Source organism: Haladaptatus sp. T7 (assembly GCF_026008575.1).
GTDB classification, from domain to species: domain Archaea; phylum Halobacteriota; class Halobacteria; order Halobacteriales; family Haladaptataceae; genus Haladaptatus; species Haladaptatus paucihalophilus.
This window is the reverse complement of record NZ_BROP01000005.1, coordinates 30489-46360: the sequence shown is the minus strand read 5'-3', so window position 1 is coordinate 46360 and position 15872 is coordinate 30489. Positions and strand designations below refer to the sequence as shown.

The following is a 15872-nucleotide window of genomic DNA, read 5'->3' as shown; positions in this document are numbered from 1 at the left end:
CGTGACAAGGACCTATCTATGAGCGGCCCAGTTCCGGAATTGAGCGCGCGTGCGGCGGCCTGTGCGGACCGATTACGCGACGCGGACGACGTACTGCTCGCCTCGCACATCGACGCCGACGGGTTGACGAGCGCGGCCATCGCATCATCCGCCCTCGAACGCGCGGGACTTCCGTTCGAAACGGTGTTCTGCAAACAGCTCGACGCCGAGGCGCTCGCGGCAATCGCGGCGACCGACCACGAGACCGTCCTCTTCACCGACTTCGGCAGCGGGCAACTCGACATCATCGCGGAACACGAGTCGGCGGGCGACTTCGAACCCGTCATCGCGGACCACCACCAACCGGCGGACGCGGACACGGAGTTCCATCTCAATCCGCTCCTGTTCGGTCTCGACGGCTCGTCCGAACTTTCGGGTGCTGGCGCAAGCTACGTTCTCGCCCGAGCGCTCGAACCCGAAGCGGGAGACAACCGTGACCTCGCGGCGCTCGCCGTCGTCGGCGCTGTCGGCGACATGCAGATTTCGGACGGCGAACTCGTCGGCGCGAACACGGGTATCGTGGAGGAGGGAATCGACGCGGGCGTCGTCGAAACCGGCACCGACCTCGCGCTGTACGGCAAGCAGACGCGTCCGCTACCGAAACTGCTGGAGTACGCGACGGACGTGTACATCCCCGGCATCTCGAACGACCAGAACGGCGTCCTCAGGTTCCTCGATGGCGTCGGCATCGACCTCAAGGAGGACGGCGACTGGCGGCGCTGGGTCGATTTGACGGCCGACGAACGCCAGACCGTCGCCAGCGCGCTCGTCCAGCGCGCGATGCGGAAGGGCGTCTCGGCGAGCAAAATCGAGGGACTGGTCGGCACCACCTACACGCTCGCCGCGGAACCGGAGGGGACCGAACTCCGCGACGTGAGTGAGTTTTCCACTTTGCTCAACGCGACGGCGCGCTACGACCGGGCGGACGTCGGCCTCGCGGTCTGTCTCGGCGACCGCGAGGCCGCCTTGGAGCGGGCGCGGACGCTGCTGAAAAACCACCGACGAAACCTCTCGGAGGCCATCAGTTGGGTCCAATCGGAGGGCGTCACGAAGGAGGAACACGTCCAGTGGTTCCACGCGGAAGACCGGGTGCGCGAAACCATCGTCGGCATCGTGGCGGGCATGGCCGTCGGCGCGAACGGCATCGACCGGAACGTCCCGATTCTCGCCTTTGCCGAGAAGAACGACGAGGAGGTCAAAGTCTCCGCGCGCGGGACGCCCGCCCTCACCCGGAAGGGTTTGGACCTCTCGGTCGTGATGAAAACGGCCTCTCAAGCCGTCGGCGGTGACGGCGGCGGCCACAACGTCGCGGCGGGTGCGACGGTTCCGAAAGGGAAAGAAAAAGAATTCATCGAACACGCCGACGAACTGGTCGGCGAGCAACTCGGGTAGGTTTTCGAACGCGATATCGGTGTTCAGTATTTCGCCGCCAGTTCCTCGAACCGTTCGAGGTCGTGGCCGTGAAGCACGTCCGCGTCGTGGACACGTTCGAGTTCCTTCAGCGTGTACAGGCTGTCGCGCCACGCGCGTTCGCTCCAGAGGAGGCCGGGACCGAGCGGAACTTCGTCGGCGTAGTTCGCATCGACGTAGGCTTCGTCACCCGCGATGAGCAGCGTCCCCTCGTCCGTCTCGATTCGCGCGCCGAGCACGCCGGGAGTGTGTCCCGGTAAGTGGAGGAGTTCGAACCCGTCGGCCACGGTGTGCGTATCACGGTGGACGATTTCCCAGTTCAGGTCGCGGTCGAAATCCAAGGCGAGGTAGGCTATCGACCCGTCGTCCGTCTTCGCGGAGTAGTAGGCGAACTTCAGTTCCTCCTCGTGGACGTAGACGGGGACGTCGCGGCCCTCGAACGCCCCGAGTTGCCCGGCGTGGTCGAGGTGGAGGTGACTCATCACGACGGCATCGATGTCCGCTATGTCGTAGCCAGCGTCCGCGAGGTCCCCTTCGAGCGGGTGCTCCTCGGCGTCGTAGGCTTCGAACGCGCCGTACAGCGGGTCGGGCCAGTACTCCGCCGCGTCCGTCGGGCACCCGGTGTCCCAGAGGAACGTTCCGGCATCCGTCTCGACGACGGCGTTCCAGACCACGAAGTCGATGCGTTCGTGGTCGGGGTTCGGGTTCTCTGCGCTCGCCATCGAATAGCCGTCGATGACGTAGGCGGTGTCGGCGCGAACGCGGCCGCGGTCGATGAGCGTGACTTCCGGCATACCATGACCGTTGTTCCGTATGACATAATCCCTCTCGGTTTGGAGACTGTGACACTCGAATCGCCCGCATTTTTACTTCCTCCTCCCCACGTTCCAGTCATGGCCGAATTCGATGCCGAGAAGTTCGAGGACAAGTACGTCCATTACTTCAACGAACTTCAGCGCGGGTACAAGAACGCCTTCAACTACATGAACGAGCGGTACGATTCCAAACTCATCCACGCCATCGACCAGGAGGTGCTGAACGAGAGCGAGCCGTTCTACGAGGGGGACGGCGAGTTCCGCATCGAACTCCCCGAGAACCCGACCGACCGCGTGCGGAGCGTCGTCGTGGAGGACGAGAAACTCGAAGAGACGCTTTCGGTGTACGTCGAGCGGTTGGAGTACGAACTGGCACGTGTGTTCGGATTCGACCCGACCGACCCGAACGAAAACTGACGACGCTTGCGGTTTTCTACCTCGTTGAAATCGCCGAAAAGTCACGACTCATCGGCGATTCGTGCCGGATTTCGACCGTGAGACAGTGGAAAGGCCTAAGGATGCTGGCACCATACTCCGACACATGAGTACCGAGACTCAGGAAGACGGAGACGACCTCGAAGAACGGGTCAGCAACTTCCTGCGCCGTAACTTCCCGCAGATTCAGATGCACGGCGGGAGTGCTGCAATCCAGCAGATCGACCGCGAAACCGGTGAAGTCACCATCATGCTGGGCGGTGCGTGCAGTGGTTGTGGCATCTCCCCGATGACGATTCAGGCCATCAAGAGCCGCATGGTGAAAGAGATTCCCGAAATCAACAAAGTCATCGCGGAAACCGGTATGGGCGGCGATGGCGGAATGGGCGGCGGTATGAGTCCGTCCTTCCCCGGCGAGTCGAGCGGGGACGACGAGGACGACGAAGGTCCGCAGGCTCCCTTCTAGTCCCGATATTTTTACCTTTCGGCCGATTCCAGGCGCTGAATCACGATATTTATCCCACCGGACGGTGTAGCAGGCGACAGTATGACGAACGACGACGCCGCGGCGCAAAACGTCGTATTCGTTGTGATGGACACGGTGCGTAAGGACCACCTCTCCGTCTACGGATACGACCGCCCGACGACGCCGGGCCTCGAACGGTTCGCGGAGGAAGCGACCGTCTTCGAGCAAGCGGTTTCTCCCGCTCCTTGGACCTTACCGGTGCATGCCTCCCTGTTCACTGGAATGTATCCCAGCGAACACGGCGCGAGCCAAGAAAATCCCTATCTTGAGGGGGCGACGACGCTCGCACAGACCCTCTCCGCCGCCGGATACGACACGGCGTGTTACTCCTCTAACGCGTGGATTACGCCGTACACGCACCTGACGGACGGCTTCGACGATCAAGACAACTTCTTCGAAGTGATGCCGGGGGACTTCCTCTCGGGCCCGATGGCGAAGGCGTGGAAGACGATGAACGACAACGAGTCGCTTCGGAAGGTCGCCGACAAACTCGTCAGCCTCGGCAACGTGGCTCACGAGTATCTCGCCAGCGGCGACGGTGCGGACTCGAAGACGCCGCAGGTCATCGACCAGACCATCGAGTTCATCGACGACTCGGACGGCCCGTACTTTTCGTTCATCAACCTGATGGACGCCCACCTGCCGTACCATCCGCCCAAGGAGTACCGTGAGGAGTTCGCGCCCAACGTCGATTCGACGAAGGTGTGCCAGAACTCGAAGGAGTACAACTGCGGCGCGCGCGACATCAGCGACAAGGAATGGGGTGCGATTCAGGGCCTCTACGACGCCGAAATCCGCCACATCGACGACCAACTCCAGCGTCTCTTCTCGTGGCTCAAGGAGAACGACGAGTGGGACGACACGATGGTCGTCGTCTGTGCGGACCACGGCGAACTGCACGGCGAACACGACCTGTACGGCCACGAATTCTGCATCTACGACCCGCTCGTCAACGTCCCGCTGATGGTCAAGCATCCCGAGATGGACCCCGGCGTGAGCGACGAACAGGTCGAACTCATCGACCTGTACCACACCGTCCTCGACCACACGGGCGTCTCCGGGTCGAACTCGACCCGACCGCTCGACGAGGCGCGGTCGCTTCTCAACGCGGACTACCGCTCGTTCGCCGAGGACGTGCCGGGCGACGGCGAGTGTGCGTTCGTGGAGTACTACCGTCCGGTGGTCGAACTGAAACAGCTGGAGGAGAAGGCGAAGCGCGCGAACATCACGCTGGACGAAAACTCGCGCTTCTACTCGCGGATGCGGGCCGCGCGGCGGCCGGACGCCAAATACATCCGCAACGAGCGCATCGAGGACGAGTTCTACAAACTGGACGACGACCCCGGCGAGTTGAACGACGTAACGGGCGAGGGAACCGAGGAAGAGGTCGAACTCGAAGCCGCCCTCTCCGCGTTCGAGGAGACGGTCGGCGGCGAGTGGAAGGAGGTCTCCGACGACGACGTGCTCGGCGACATGAGCGACGACGCCAAGGACCGACTCCAAGACCTCGGTTACATCGACTAACGTGACGGACGAGTCGGCTCCGGACGGCGGGAAGGCGCTGTCCGCAGGACTGTCGGAGCGATTGGGGACCGGCAAGCTACTGCTGGGGTTCGTCGTCGCGGTCGTCCTCATCTACCTGCTCGTCGTCGCCTCCGGGTGGCGGCGGGTACTCGACACCTTGGAGGGCGCGGACTACACGTGGGTCTGGGTGGCGTGCCTTTCGACGTTTCTCGGCCTCGCCGCGTGGGGAAAGGCGTGGCAGATCGTCCTCGCGGTGCTCGACATCCAAGTCGAGTTTCGACGCCTCGTCGTCACCTACCTCGCGGCGACGTTCGCCAACTACGTCACCCCGTTAGGGCAGGCTGGCGGCGAACCGTTCATCGCCTACATCCTCTCGCGGGACACGGAGGCGAGTTACGAGGATAGCCTCGCCAGCGTCGTGACGGCGGACCTGCTCAACCTCCTGCCGTTCTTCAACTTCGCGGCGCTCGGCCTGAGCTACCTGCTCATCCGCGCGTCGCTCCCCGACAACGCGAAGACGCTCGCGCAGGGACTCGTGGTGCTGGCGTTCGGCGTCCCGGCGATTGCGTACGTCGGATGGCGGTATCGACAGCGCGTCGAGGACCTCGTGATTCGACTCGCGGCACCGATTGCGACTCGCACGTCTCGCATCACCGTCGAGGGGATTCGAAAACGCATCGACCGCTTCTACAATTCCCTCGAACGAATCGCGAACGAGCCGCGCGAACTGCTGTTCGCGCTCGTCTTCTCGTACACCGGCTGGATTTTCTTCGCCCTGCCGCTGTACTTCGCGGGGCGGGCGCTCGGCCTGCCGCTCCCGCTGGTGCTCGTGCTCTTCATCGTTCCGGCGAGCACGTTGGCCGGACTGACGCCGACGCCGGGCGGACTTGCGGGCGTCGAGGCGGCGCTGACCGTCCTCATCGTCGCGCTCGTTCCGGCGATTCCGTGGAGTTCGGGCGTGGCCGCCGCCATCGTCTATCGCGTGGCGAGTTACTGGTTCGTCCTCCTCATCGGCGGCATCGCGTCGCTGTTCGTCATCATGCGCTCATAAGACCCACCGCACTCCCTACGTTCCGCACCTCTCGCGTTCTGCACTCCCACGTTCTGTCCTCTCTACGGTCCGTTCTCCCGCTCCCACGCTTTTACGAGTCCGGCGAGCGTTCGGTTGACGGGCGTGTCGATATCCCGCTTTTCCCCGCGTGCGACGACGTAGCCGTTTATCGCGTCGATTTCGGTTCGGCGGCCCGCCTCGACGTCTTGGCGCATCGAGGAGGTGTTCGCGGCGGTCGCCTCGGCGACCGTCCGCACCGCCGCCACCGCGTCCTCGTCGGGTAGTTCGACGCCCTCCGATCGGGCGACAGCGGCCGTTTCACGGGCCGCCGTCGCGGCGATTTCCTCTGCGTCGCCGGAGCGAAGCGTACCGTTTTCCACCCGTGCGAGGGCCGTCGTCGGGTTGATGCCCGCGTTCACGGCGAGCTTTTCCCACAGCCGTCGGGGCATGTCGTCCGCGACGGTCGTCTCGATTCCCGCCGCGGAGAACGCGGTCCCGATGCGGTCGGCCGGGTCGGACTGCCCGCCGTCGCGTGCCCCGAGGACGACCTCGCCGATTCCGGTACATTCGACGCGGCCCGGTTCGGTCAGGACCGCACCGTAAGTCGCGGTTCCGGCGAGAACGGGGCAGTCGAGGTGCGCCGCAAGCAGGTCCTCGTTTCCCATCCCGTTCTGGAGCGACAGCACGGCGTCGAACTCGCCCGTCGCCAACTCGCGCGCGGCGGTTTCGGTGTGAAACGCTTTGACGGTCACGATGGCGCAATCGGCGCGGCGGTCGGTTCCGTCGGTGGTCGCGTCCGCCCCCACGAGGAAGTCGAATTCGCCCGCGACGGAGAGCCCGGATTCGCGGACGGCGGTCGCGTGCGGGTCGCGGGCGACGAGCGTCACCGCGTGTTCGCGGGCGAGCAGGCCGCCGACCAGCGTTCCGAGGCTTCCCGCACCGAACACGACGAAGTTCATACTCGACCGAGGAAGCGGTGGGTGAAAAAGTAGGGCGTCTGCCGGTGTCGTCTCAGTCTTCCGTCCAGTAGTAGAGGTCCTCTTTCGGCGCGCCGCAGTTGGGACAGGTGTTCGGCAGGTTGTCGTCCAAGTCGCCCATCTCGCCGCAGTCCGAACAGCGCCACATCAGTTCCGCTTCACCGAAATCGTGGCCAGCGCGTGCGTGACCGATGGAGAGTGCTTCGTAGCCCTCTCGTATCGTGACGTAGAACCCGTCCTCGTCGAACCCACGGATGGTACCGAGTTTGTTTCCGTCCTCGTCGTGAACCGGCTGTCCGAGTTCGACTTCTTCCACGTCGATATCCTCGTCCGGCGTCTCTCCTGAATCACTCACCATGGTTGACTCTTCTCCGTTCTTCGCCTTAAATCCGACCGCCGTCTCGGGTTTCGTCGGCGTCTCGTTCCCCTCGATATCGGGGTCGGGAAGCGATAATAAACCGTCCCTGAATGTGCAACCACGGAACTCACGCCGAAATCGGTCGAATCAACGGTCGAACCGAGAATACTCATGTCGCGCGATGTGACCGATACGATTTACGGGCAGGTGACGACGAACCACGAGACGATAACGAAGTGGGTGGAGAAACACGACGGCAGTCCGGCAACGGCCGAGATGTGCGACCACAGCGTCGGGTATCTTCGAATCAAATTCCCGGACACGGACGGCGACGAGCTATCGACCATCAGTTGGCGCGAATGGTTGCGGGAGTTCGAGGCCGAAGAACTCGCCTTCGTGTATCGAGACCGGGAGGACCGAGACGGGGCGAGCGGCTTCTACGAGCTGGTGGACCGGACGACCGCGGCGGAACACGCATAATCTACCGTCCCCGACGGGCTTTTGACCACCCGACCGAAATTCCCCGGCATGCAAGCAGTTACCCTCGGACCGGCGGGCACGTACTCACACCGGGCCGCGAGCGCGGTCGCGGAGGACGTCGAGTTTCTGGAGTCCGTCACCGGCATCGTCGAGGCGGTCGCCGACGGCGACTATCCCCGCGGCGTCGTCCCCATCGAGAACAGCATCGAAGGGAGCGTTACGGGAACGCTAGACGCCCTCGCCGACAACGACGTCGCGGTCGTCCGCGAACTCGTGACGCCGATCCGCCACGCCCTGATGGCACAGAGCGCGGAGTTCGATACGGTCGCCAGCCACGCGCAGGCGCTCGCCCAGTGTCGGTCCTACCTCGAAACCGAGTACCCCGACGCGAAGCGGGAGGCGGTGACGAGCACCGCCCGCGGCGTCGAACACGCCCGCGCCGACTCGTCCGTCGCCGCCATCGCTCACCCCGACAACGCCGAGGAGTTGGAGGTTCTGGCGGAAGACATCCAGGAACGAACGTCGAACGCGACCCGTTTCTTCGTCGTCGCGCCCGCGGACGAGCGCTCACGCGCGGGAGGAAAATCCTCGCTGGTCGTCTATCCCGGCGCGAACTATCCGGGTCTGTTGCTCTCGCTCCTCGAACCGTTCGCAGAGCGCGCAATCAACCTCACTCGCGTCGAGTCGCGCCCGAGCGGCGAACGACTGGGCGACTACGTGTTCCACCTCGATTTCGAGGCGGGGCTGTACGAGGAGCGCGCGGAGGAAGCCCTCGCGGAGGTCGAATCCCTCGCCGAAAACGGGTGGGTGCGTCGCCTCGGCTCGTACGATACCCAACACGTTCTCGACGGCTAACGGCCGTCTGTCGGTCGCTGTGTGTCGCTGGTGACGGTCGCTGTGACATTGTGGTGGTGCTCGCTGTGGTCGCTGATGTCGGTCGGCGTGAATTTTTAAGCCGTCGCGCGTCGAACGTCCGACGAGGCGATACAATGGCCGGACGCAGAAATCCTTTCGACGAAATCGAAGAGTTGTTCGAACGAATGGGCCGCCAGTTCGAGACCATGGGTGACCAGTTCGGTTCCAAGGGGATGGGCTGGCAACCCGGCGGCATGTCCCTCGACGTGGCGGACCACGACGAGAAGTTCGTCGTGACCGCCGACCTGCCGGGCTTCGAGAAGGACGACATCGACATCTCGCTTCGGGGCGACCGCCTCCGAATCGCGGCCGAGAGCGGGGCCGAAACCGAGGAAGGCGACGAGGATTACCTCCGACGCGAGCGACGCCAGCAGTCGGTGAGTCGAACGCTGACGCTCCCCGAAGCGGTGGACGAATCGAGCGTCTCGGCGGAGTACCGAAACGGCGTGCTGACCGTGACGCTTCCGAAGGCGAGCGGCGGCGACGAGTCCCACGACATCGAAGTCAACTGATTCCGGGACCACAAACGGCTTGTCAATTCGGCCGCAATCGCCGTATATGACGCTCGATGCAGGCGACGACGCACCCGAGGTAACCGCGAAGAACCAGCACGGCGAGACGGTTTCCCCGTCCTTCGAGGAACCGACGGTCGTGTACTTCTATCCGCGCGACGACACGCCGGGATGCACCGTCGAGGCGAAGCAGTTCAACACGGAACTCGAGACCTACCACGACGCGGGCGTGACCGTGTACGGCGTCTCCACTGACGACGTGGAGAGCCACGAGGCGTTCGCCGAGAAATTCGACCTCGATTTCGACCTATTGGCCGACCCCGGCGGCGATATCGCGGACGCGTTCGGCGTCGAAGTCGAGAACGGATTCACCCCGCGAACGACGTTCGTCGTCGCGGACGGCGAAGTGCAGGCGTTCTACCCCGGCGTGGACCCCGACGGGCACGCTCGGGACGTCCTGCAGGAGATGCTCGACGAGGAACTCGTCGCCTTGGAATAAGCGCCGCTGATTTTTCCCCGACCGACTCAGATATCTCGAACGATTTCTCGAACCGTCTCGTCCGCGACGGCCCGCCACCCGTCGGGCCACTCGCCACCTCGCTTCGGCGGTTCGAGTCCGAACGTCACGGGAGAAAACGAGACGTGCTCGAACGAATCGGCCGTGACGGTCCCGACGAACTCCGCGATTTCGCGCTTCGAGGAGACGCCGCCCGACGACAGGTCGTAGTACCCCGTAAACACCTGTACGACCGAAATTCGGTCGTATCCGTCCAATTCGCCCGAATCGACGTAGTAGAACAGTTTCGCCGTGTTGTTCACGGGGTCGGCCCTGCGCCACTCCAGTTCGACGGCGACGAAGCGGTCGTCGGTTCGCCCGACGACATCGACGGGTGTTCGCCGGATGCGATGTTCGGTCTCCCAGTCGAACCGCGGCAGTCGCTCGGCGAGGGTATCGCGGACGTAATCGCGTACGGTCTCGGCGAACTCGCCCACGAGCTGGCCGACGGAGCGGGTCCCTAAAAACGTTGCAGTCGATAGACGGGTCTCTCAGTCGATGTGTATCGCGGGGCGACCCGGGCGGGCCTTCGACGCCACGTCGCCGTCGGCCTCGTCGGCCGTCAGCAGACGAACGTCGGCGTCGAACTCGCGCTGGAACAGCCACGTCGCCCGTCGAAGCGCGACCTGCTCTCGCTCCGGCGAGAGCGTTTCCGGGAGCGACTGTCGCTCCTGCTGGAGTTCCTGTCCGTACTTCGCGGCGTCGTCGCCCTGCTTTCGTATCTCGTCTTCCTGCATGAGTTCGCCGATGATGTTGTCGGCGTCGGACTCGCGGGCCAAATCGAGCGCCCGGAACTGCCACGGCGCGGCGACGACGATATCGATGCGCTCGGGGTCGTCGATGTCCGCGACGCTGATGATGTGCCGGACGTCCTCTTGCGTGTTCTCGACCAACTGTCGGGCGAGTTCGAGTTCGGCTGGGTCCGACTCCGGTTCGGGCCACTCGGCCTCGACGACGAAGCCCTCGCCGCCGAGTTCGCTCCACAGTTCCTCGCAGATGTGCGGGGTGACGGGTGCCAGCAGTTTGACGACGGTTCGCAGGCCGCGTTCGAGCGTCGGGCCGTGCGGCGACGTCTCCTCGCGGTAGCGTGCGAGCAGCGAAGTCAGTTCCTGCGTCTCGCGGAGCGCGCCGTTGAACGTCAGCGATTCGAACTCGTCGTTTGCGATGGCGACGGTGGCGTCGATTTCGCGCTCGACGTATTCGGCGATTTCGTCGCGGTCGCCGTCGAACGTCGAGTCGGCGAACGATTCGACCGCCCCGGCGAGACGCTGGAGGAACTCGTAGCTCGACTTGACGCCCTCTTCGGTCCAGTCGAAGTCCTTCTCCGGTTGTGCGGCCTGCATCGTGAACAGGCGCGCCGTGTCCGCACCGTACTCCTCGACGATGCGCTGCGGCGAGACGACGTTGCCCTTACTCTTCGACATCTTGTCGCCGTCGAGCAGGACCATCCCCTGCGTGACGAGGTTCGTGAACGGTTCGCGGTGGTCGAGCATGTCCATGTCCGAGATGACCTTCGTCACGAACCGCGAGTACAGCAGGTGCATGACGGCGTGTTCGATGCCGCCGACGTACCGGTCCACGGGCATCCAGTCGTCCGCCTGTTCGGTGTCGAACGGGGCGTCGTCGAGGTGCGGCGAGACGTACCGCAGGAAGTACCACGACGAGTCCATGAACGTGTCCATCGTGTCCGTTTCGCGCCGCGCATCGGCACCACACTCGGGACACTCGACGTGCTTCCACTCCTCGGCCGCGTCCAGCGGATTCCCGGTCGTCTGCACGAACTCCGGCAGTTCGACCGGCAGGTCCTCGTCCGGGACGCTGACGGGGCCACACTCCTCGCAGTGGATGATGGGTATCGGCGTTCCCCAGTAACGCTGGCGCGAGATTCCCCAGTCGCGGAGGCGATACTGCACGTCGTGGGCGGCGCTCTCGATGTCGCCCTCCAACCGCTCGCGGGCCTCGTCGCTGTCGAGGCCGTCGTAGTCGCCGCTGTTGACGAGCACGCCGTCCTCCGTGTAGGCCGCCTCGCTCACGTCCGGCACGTCGTCCTCGCTCGGCGCGACGACGGGAACGATGTCCACGTCCATCGACGACGCGAAGGCGTGGTCGCGGGAGTCGTGACCCGGGACGCCCATCAGCGCGCCCGTTCCCACGTCGGAGAGCACGAAGTCGGCGACGAACACCGGAATCTCCTCCCCCGTCGCGGGGTTCGTCGCGGTCAGGTCGGTGGCGATACCTTGCGGTTCGTCTCCCTCCGGGTCGGCGACCTCCTCCACGAAGTGTGCGATATCGTCGTCTTCCGCGGCCAGTTCCTCGGCGATGGGATGGCCGGGGGCGAGCGCGAAGAACGTGACGCCGAAAATCGTGTCGAGTCGGGTGGTGAACACCTCGACGGGGCCGTATCCTTCGACGCTGAATTCGACCGTGGAACCGTGCTGACGACCGATCCAGTTTCGCTGCATCTGGCGGACGTTGGACGGCCAGCCGTCGAGGTCGTCCAAGTCGTCGAGGAGTTCGTCGGCGTACTCGGTGATCTTCAGGAACCACTGGTCGAGTTCGCGCTGTTCGACCGGGGTGTCACAGCGCCAGCAGAGTTCCGCGTCGCCCTCGACCTGCTCGTCGGCGAGCACCGTCTCGCACGACGGACACCAGTTGATTTCGGCGCCCTCGCGCTCCACGAGTCCTTCCTCGCGGAATTGGGTGAACAGCCACTGGTTCCAGCGGTAGTAGTCGGGTTTGCAGGTCGTGATTTCGCGCTCCCAGTCGTATCCGAAGCCCATCCCTTCCATCTGCTCGCGCATCGTGTCGATACACGAGAGCGTCCAGTCGCGCGGGTTCGTGTCGCGTTCGATGGCCGCGTTCTCGGCGGGGAGACCGAACGAGTCCCAGCCCATCGGATGGAGGACGTTCTCGCCGTCCATGCGCTTGTATCGGGCGTAGGCGTCCGTTATCGTGTAGTTACGGACGTGGCCCATGTGGAGTTGGCCGGAGGTGTAGGGGAACATCCCGAGGACGTACGTCGGGTCGGTCGCCTCGTCCGGGATGTGGAAGATGTCGGCGTCGTCCCACGCCTCCTGCCAGCGATGCTCGATTTCCGTGTGGTCGAACTGTCGTCGTGTTTGCATGCGAGAATCCGGGTTGTTCACTATTTGTTCCGTTCGGCTTCTATACGTTGTCATCTGTGAGCGCCGTTCGACCCCCGCTCCGTCCGTTCACAATTATCTGTCAGGTAGACACTTCTTTTACCGTCGCACGTCTTCGCTAGGACATGAGCGACTACGAGCCACGGGAAATCGAGTCGAAGTGGCAGTCTCGATGGGCGGAAGATGGTCGGTATGAGGTTGATCCATCCCAGTCTGAGGCCACCTTCGTCACGGTACCGTATCCGTATCCGAGCGGGGGAATGCACATCGGCCACGCGCGAACCTACACCGTCCCGGACGTGTGGGCGCGATACCGTCGTTTGCAGGGCGACAACGTACTGTTCCCCATCGCGTGGCACGTCACGGGAACCCCCATCGTCGGCGCGGTGGAGCGCTTGAAAAAGCGGGAACCCGAACAGATGTCCGTTTTACAGGACACCTACAACGTCTCGGACGAGGACCTGTCCGAGATGGAGACGCCGATGGGGTTCGCCCGCCACTTCATCGAGGATAGTTACAAGAAGAACATGCAGTCGTTGGGGCTCTCCATCGACTGGCGGCGCGAGTTCACGACGAACGACGAGCGCTACTCGAAGTTCATCACGTGGCAGTACGAGACGTTGAAGGAGCGCGGTCTGTTGGAGAAGGGCCTGCACCCCGTCAAATACTGCACGAACGAGCAAAACCCCGTCACGACCCACGACCTGCTGGAGGGCGAGGAAGCCGAATTCCAAGAGTACACCCTCGTGAAATTCGGATGGAGAACAGGTGATTCGGAAATCACCGTTCCGATGGCGACCCTGCGCCCGGAGACGGTCCACGGCGTGACGAACGCCTACATCGACCCGGACGCGGAGTACGTCGAGGCTGCTGTCGATGGCGAGACGTGGCTCGTCTCGGAATCCGCGGCGGAGAAACTGGAACTGCAGGCACACGACGTCGAAATCCGGGACCACTTTAGCGGCGAGCGACTCGTCGGCGAGCACGTCACGAACCCCGTCACGGGCGACGACGTGCTGGTCCTGCCCGCGAGCTTCGTGGACGCGGACAACGCGACGGGCGTCGTCATGTCCGTCCCGGCGCACAGCCCCGACGACTGGGTGGCTTTGCAGGAGGCCAAGAGCGCGGCGCGACGGGCCGCGGAACAGTCGAGCGGGCAGAGCCCGCGAGACGCCGCCGCCGCCCGAATGGAAGCGTACGGAATCGACCCCGAGGAAGTCGCGGCAATCGAACCGAAGGCCATCATCGACGTGGAAGGCTACGGCGGGTTTCCGGCGGAGGACGCCGTAGTGGAACACGGCATCGAGGACTCCTCGGACCCCGCGCTGGAGGACGCCACCCAAGAGGTGTACAACCGCGAGTTCCACAGCGGGAAACTGCGCGGGATGTACGACGACTACGCGGGCGAAATCGTGGAGGACGTCCGCGACGACCTGAAGGCCGAGTTTCAGGAACAGGGGTCGTTCGACACGATGCACGAGTTCAGCGAGGAGGTCGTCTGTCGCTGCGGCGGGGCCGTCGAAGTCGCCGAACAGGACACGTGGTTTCTGCGGTACAACGACGAGGCGTGGAAGGCGAAGGCCCACGAGGTCGTCGCCGAACTGGACGCGATTCCCGAGAACACCCGCGAGCAGTACGACCACACCATCGACTGGTTGAACGAGTGGCCCTGCATCCGCAACTACGGACTGGGCACGCGCCTGCCGTGGGACGACGAGTTCGTCATCGAACCCCTGTCGGACTCGACCATCTACATGTCCTACTACACCATCGCCCACCGGATTTCGGACGTTCCGGTGGAGGAACTGGACAAGGAGTTCTTCGACACGTTGTTTTATGGAAGCGAGGCGCAACGCGCCTCGGAAAGCGCTCGCGGTGATGAACCGCGAGCGAGTGAAGCAGTGGACGACCCCAACGAAACCGCCCTCGCCCTGCGCGAGGAGTGGGATTACTGGTACCCCGTCGATTACCGCTGTTCCGCGAACGATTTGGTCAGCAACCACCTGACCTTCTTCCTGTTCCACCACGCCGAGCTGTTCGACCCGGCGAACTGGCCGCAGGGAATCACGGTGATGGGCATGGGTCTGCTGGAGGGCGAGAAGATGTCCTCCTCGAAGGGCCACGTCGTTTTGCCCGAGAACGCCATCGAGAAGTACGGTGCCGACACCGTGCGATTCTTCCTGATGAACAGCGCGGAACCGTGGCAGGATTACGACTGGCGGAGCGAGCAGGTCGAGAGCACGGGGAACCAACTGCGGCGGTTCTGGAACCGCGCGAACGAGATTATCTCGGCCCCCGAGGGCGAACGCGACCTGCAACGCATCGACCGCTGGTTGCTGTCGAAACTGCAGGGAACCGTCCGCGAGGTCACCGACGCGATGGACCGGTTCGAGACGCGAACTGCCAGTCAGGACGCCTTCTACGGCTTCGAGGAGCACCTGAAGTGGTACCGAAAGCGCACCGACACCGACCGGCCGGGCGCGCGCTGGACGCTCCGGACCGTGCTGAACGCCCGCCTGCGCCTGCTGGCTCCGTTCATCCCGTTCATGGCGACGGAACTGCACGAGCGCCTGACGGGGAACTCCATCGCGGAGGCCGAATGGCCCGACGTGGATTCGGACTTCGAGAGCACCGTCACCGAAATCGAGGAGTCGCTGGTCGAAGGATTGACCGACGACGTGCGCGACATCGTGAACGTGACCGACACCGACCCCGAGACGATTCGGGTGTACGTCGCCGCCGACTGGAAGCGGAAGGTCCTCGCGGCCGTCGTCGAGAACGGTCCGAACGTCGGCGCGGTGATGGGCGAGGTCATGCAGGACGAGGAGTTGCGCGAGAAGGGGAACGAGGTGAACCAACTCGTCCAGAAACTCGTCGAGGACGTGCGCGAACGTCCCGACGAACAGGTCGCGGTGCTGGCCGACCTGAACGAGGTCGAAGTGTACGAGGACGCGCGGGACTTCTTCGAACGCGAGTTCGAGGCCGACGTCGAGGTGTACCGCGAAGGTGCGGACGTGCCGGACCCCGAGGACAAGGCGCGACACGCCGCCCCGCTCCGCCCGGCTATCCATCTGGAAGGCTGACGGCGTTCGTCCGTCTCCGTCCCACCAGTCGGAGGGCTACACAAGATT

15 protein-coding genes are annotated in these 15872 nt (G+C 64.0%); 10 read left to right on the top strand and 5 right to left on the bottom strand.

From position 1 onward, the window contains the following. The first annotated feature begins 18 nt into the window (after positions 1–18). Positions 19–1431, top strand: coding sequence for a DHH family phosphoesterase (locus tag OPC11_RS14030; protein WP_264782315.1), 1413 nt, complete (start codon positions 19–21; stop codon positions 1429–1431). A gap of 23 nt (positions 1432–1454) precedes the next feature. Here the strand turns inward: OPC11_RS14030 and OPC11_RS14025 are convergent, their stop codons facing one another. Then, positions 1455–2243 (bottom strand): N-acyl homoserine lactonase family protein, encoded by a 789-nt coding sequence (locus OPC11_RS14025; protein ID WP_264782314.1) that lies wholly within the window; start codon positions 2241–2243, stop codon positions 1455–1457. A 99-nt stretch (positions 2244–2342) separates the two neighbouring features. On the opposite strand from OPC11_RS14025, the gene OPC11_RS14020 reads away from it, so the two are divergent. The 4 genes from OPC11_RS14020 to OPC11_RS14005 all read left to right on the top strand — a co-directional run bounded on the left by OPC11_RS14020 (position 2343) and on the right by OPC11_RS14005 (position 5800). Next, a complete protein-coding gene (locus tag OPC11_RS14020; protein ID WP_264782313.1) occupies positions 2343–2681 on the top strand; it encodes a DUF5783 family protein in 339 nt (112 codons plus the stop codon). A gap of 124 nt (positions 2682–2805) precedes the next feature. Then, entirely contained in the window at positions 2806–3165 is a 360-nt protein-coding gene (locus tag OPC11_RS14015; RefSeq protein WP_007982247.1) for a NifU family protein, read from the top strand. An 81-nt stretch (positions 3166–3246) separates the two neighbouring features. Beyond that, on the top strand, positions 3247–4749 hold the full coding sequence (locus tag OPC11_RS14010; RefSeq protein WP_007982248.1) for a sulfatase: 1503 nt from the start codon (positions 3247–3249) through the stop codon (positions 4747–4749). 1 nt (position 4750) lies between these two features. Next, positions 4751–5800, top strand: a complete 1050-nt coding sequence (locus OPC11_RS14005; protein WP_007982249.1) for a flippase-like domain-containing protein — start codon at positions 4751–4753, stop codon at positions 5798–5800. Between the two features lie 62 nt (positions 5801–5862). Here OPC11_RS14005 and OPC11_RS14000 read toward each other — a convergent pair whose 3' ends face one another. Together OPC11_RS14000 and OPC11_RS13995 are read right to left on the bottom strand one after the other, a co-directional pair. Continuing rightward, positions 5863–6759, bottom strand: coding sequence for a ketopantoate reductase family protein (locus OPC11_RS14000; RefSeq protein ID WP_264782312.1), 897 nt, complete (start codon positions 6757–6759; stop codon positions 5863–5865). Positions 6760–6811: 52 nt separating this feature from the next. Continuing rightward, a complete protein-coding gene (locus OPC11_RS13995; protein WP_007982253.1) occupies positions 6812–7135 on the bottom strand; it encodes a rubredoxin-like domain-containing protein in 324 nt (107 codons plus the stop codon). A gap of 183 nt (positions 7136–7318) precedes the next feature. On the opposite strand from OPC11_RS13995, the gene OPC11_RS13990 reads away from it, so the two are divergent. From OPC11_RS13990 to OPC11_RS13975, 4 genes are all read left to right on the top strand, one after another. Continuing rightward, entirely contained in the window at positions 7319–7615 is a 297-nt protein-coding gene (locus tag OPC11_RS13990) for a hypothetical protein (protein WP_264782311.1), read from the top strand. A gap of 48 nt (positions 7616–7663) precedes the next feature. Continuing rightward, a complete protein-coding gene (pheA, locus tag OPC11_RS13985) occupies positions 7664–8470 on the top strand; it encodes a prephenate dehydratase (protein WP_264782310.1) in 807 nt (268 codons plus the stop codon). Between the two features lie 134 nt (positions 8471–8604). Next, positions 8605–9042 (top strand): Hsp20/alpha crystallin family protein, encoded by a 438-nt coding sequence (locus OPC11_RS13980; protein ID WP_264782309.1) that lies wholly within the window; start codon positions 8605–8607, stop codon positions 9040–9042. 46 nt (positions 9043–9088) lie between these two features. After that, positions 9089–9541, top strand: coding sequence for a peroxiredoxin (locus OPC11_RS13975; protein ID WP_264782308.1), 453 nt, complete (start codon positions 9089–9091; stop codon positions 9539–9541). A 26-nt stretch (positions 9542–9567) separates the two neighbouring features. Here the strand turns inward: OPC11_RS13975 and OPC11_RS13970 are convergent, their stop codons facing one another. Both OPC11_RS13970 and leuS (OPC11_RS13965) read right to left on the bottom strand, forming a co-directional pair. Then, the gene (locus tag OPC11_RS13970; RefSeq protein ID WP_264782307.1) at positions 9568–10035 is read right to left on the bottom strand and encodes a hypothetical protein; all 468 of its coding nucleotides are present in this window, start codon (positions 10033–10035) and stop codon (positions 9568–9570) included. A 54-nt stretch (positions 10036–10089) separates the two neighbouring features. After that, positions 10090–12723, bottom strand: a complete 2634-nt coding sequence (leuS, locus tag OPC11_RS13965) for a leucine--tRNA ligase (RefSeq protein ID WP_264782306.1) — start codon at positions 12721–12723, stop codon at positions 10090–10092. A gap of 143 nt (positions 12724–12866) precedes the next feature. Between leuS (OPC11_RS13965) and leuS (OPC11_RS13960) the strand changes: the two genes are divergently transcribed. Then, positions 12867–15824, top strand: coding sequence for a leucine--tRNA ligase (gene leuS, locus OPC11_RS13960; protein WP_264782305.1), 2958 nt, complete (start codon positions 12867–12869; stop codon positions 15822–15824). Positions 15825–15872: the final 48 nt, after the last annotated feature.

Coding starts and splice junctions, on each gene's coding strand:
- OPC11_RS14030 (WP_264782315.1), top strand. CDS start 19: ATGAGCGGCCCAGTTCCGGAATTGAGCGCGCGTGCGGCGGCCTGTGCG.
- OPC11_RS14025 (WP_264782314.1), bottom strand. CDS start 2,243: ATGCCGGAAGTCACGCTCATCGACCGCGGCCGCGTTCGCGCCGACACC.
- OPC11_RS14020 (WP_264782313.1), top strand. CDS start 2,343: ATGGCCGAATTCGATGCCGAGAAGTTCGAGGACAAGTACGTCCATTAC.
- OPC11_RS14015 (WP_007982247.1), top strand. CDS start 2,806: ATGAGTACCGAGACTCAGGAAGACGGAGACGACCTCGAAGAACGGGTC.
- OPC11_RS14010 (WP_007982248.1), top strand. CDS start 3,247: ATGACGAACGACGACGCCGCGGCGCAAAACGTCGTATTCGTTGTGATG.
- OPC11_RS14000 (WP_264782312.1), bottom strand. CDS start 6,759: ATGAACTTCGTCGTGTTCGGTGCGGGAAGCCTCGGAACGCTGGTCGGC.
- OPC11_RS13995 (WP_007982253.1), bottom strand. CDS start 7,135: ATGGTGAGTGATTCAGGAGAGACGCCGGACGAGGATATCGACGTGGAA.
- pheA (WP_264782310.1), top strand. CDS start 7,664: ATGCAAGCAGTTACCCTCGGACCGGCGGGCACGTACTCACACCGGGCC.
- OPC11_RS13980 (WP_264782309.1), top strand. CDS start 8,605: ATGGCCGGACGCAGAAATCCTTTCGACGAAATCGAAGAGTTGTTCGAA.
- OPC11_RS13975 (WP_264782308.1), top strand. CDS start 9,089: ATGACGCTCGATGCAGGCGACGACGCACCCGAGGTAACCGCGAAGAAC.
- leuS (WP_264782306.1), bottom strand. CDS start 12,723: ATGCAAACACGACGACAGTTCGACCACACGGAAATCGAGCATCGCTGG.
- leuS (WP_264782305.1), top strand. CDS start 12,867: ATGAGCGACTACGAGCCACGGGAAATCGAGTCGAAGTGGCAGTCTCGA.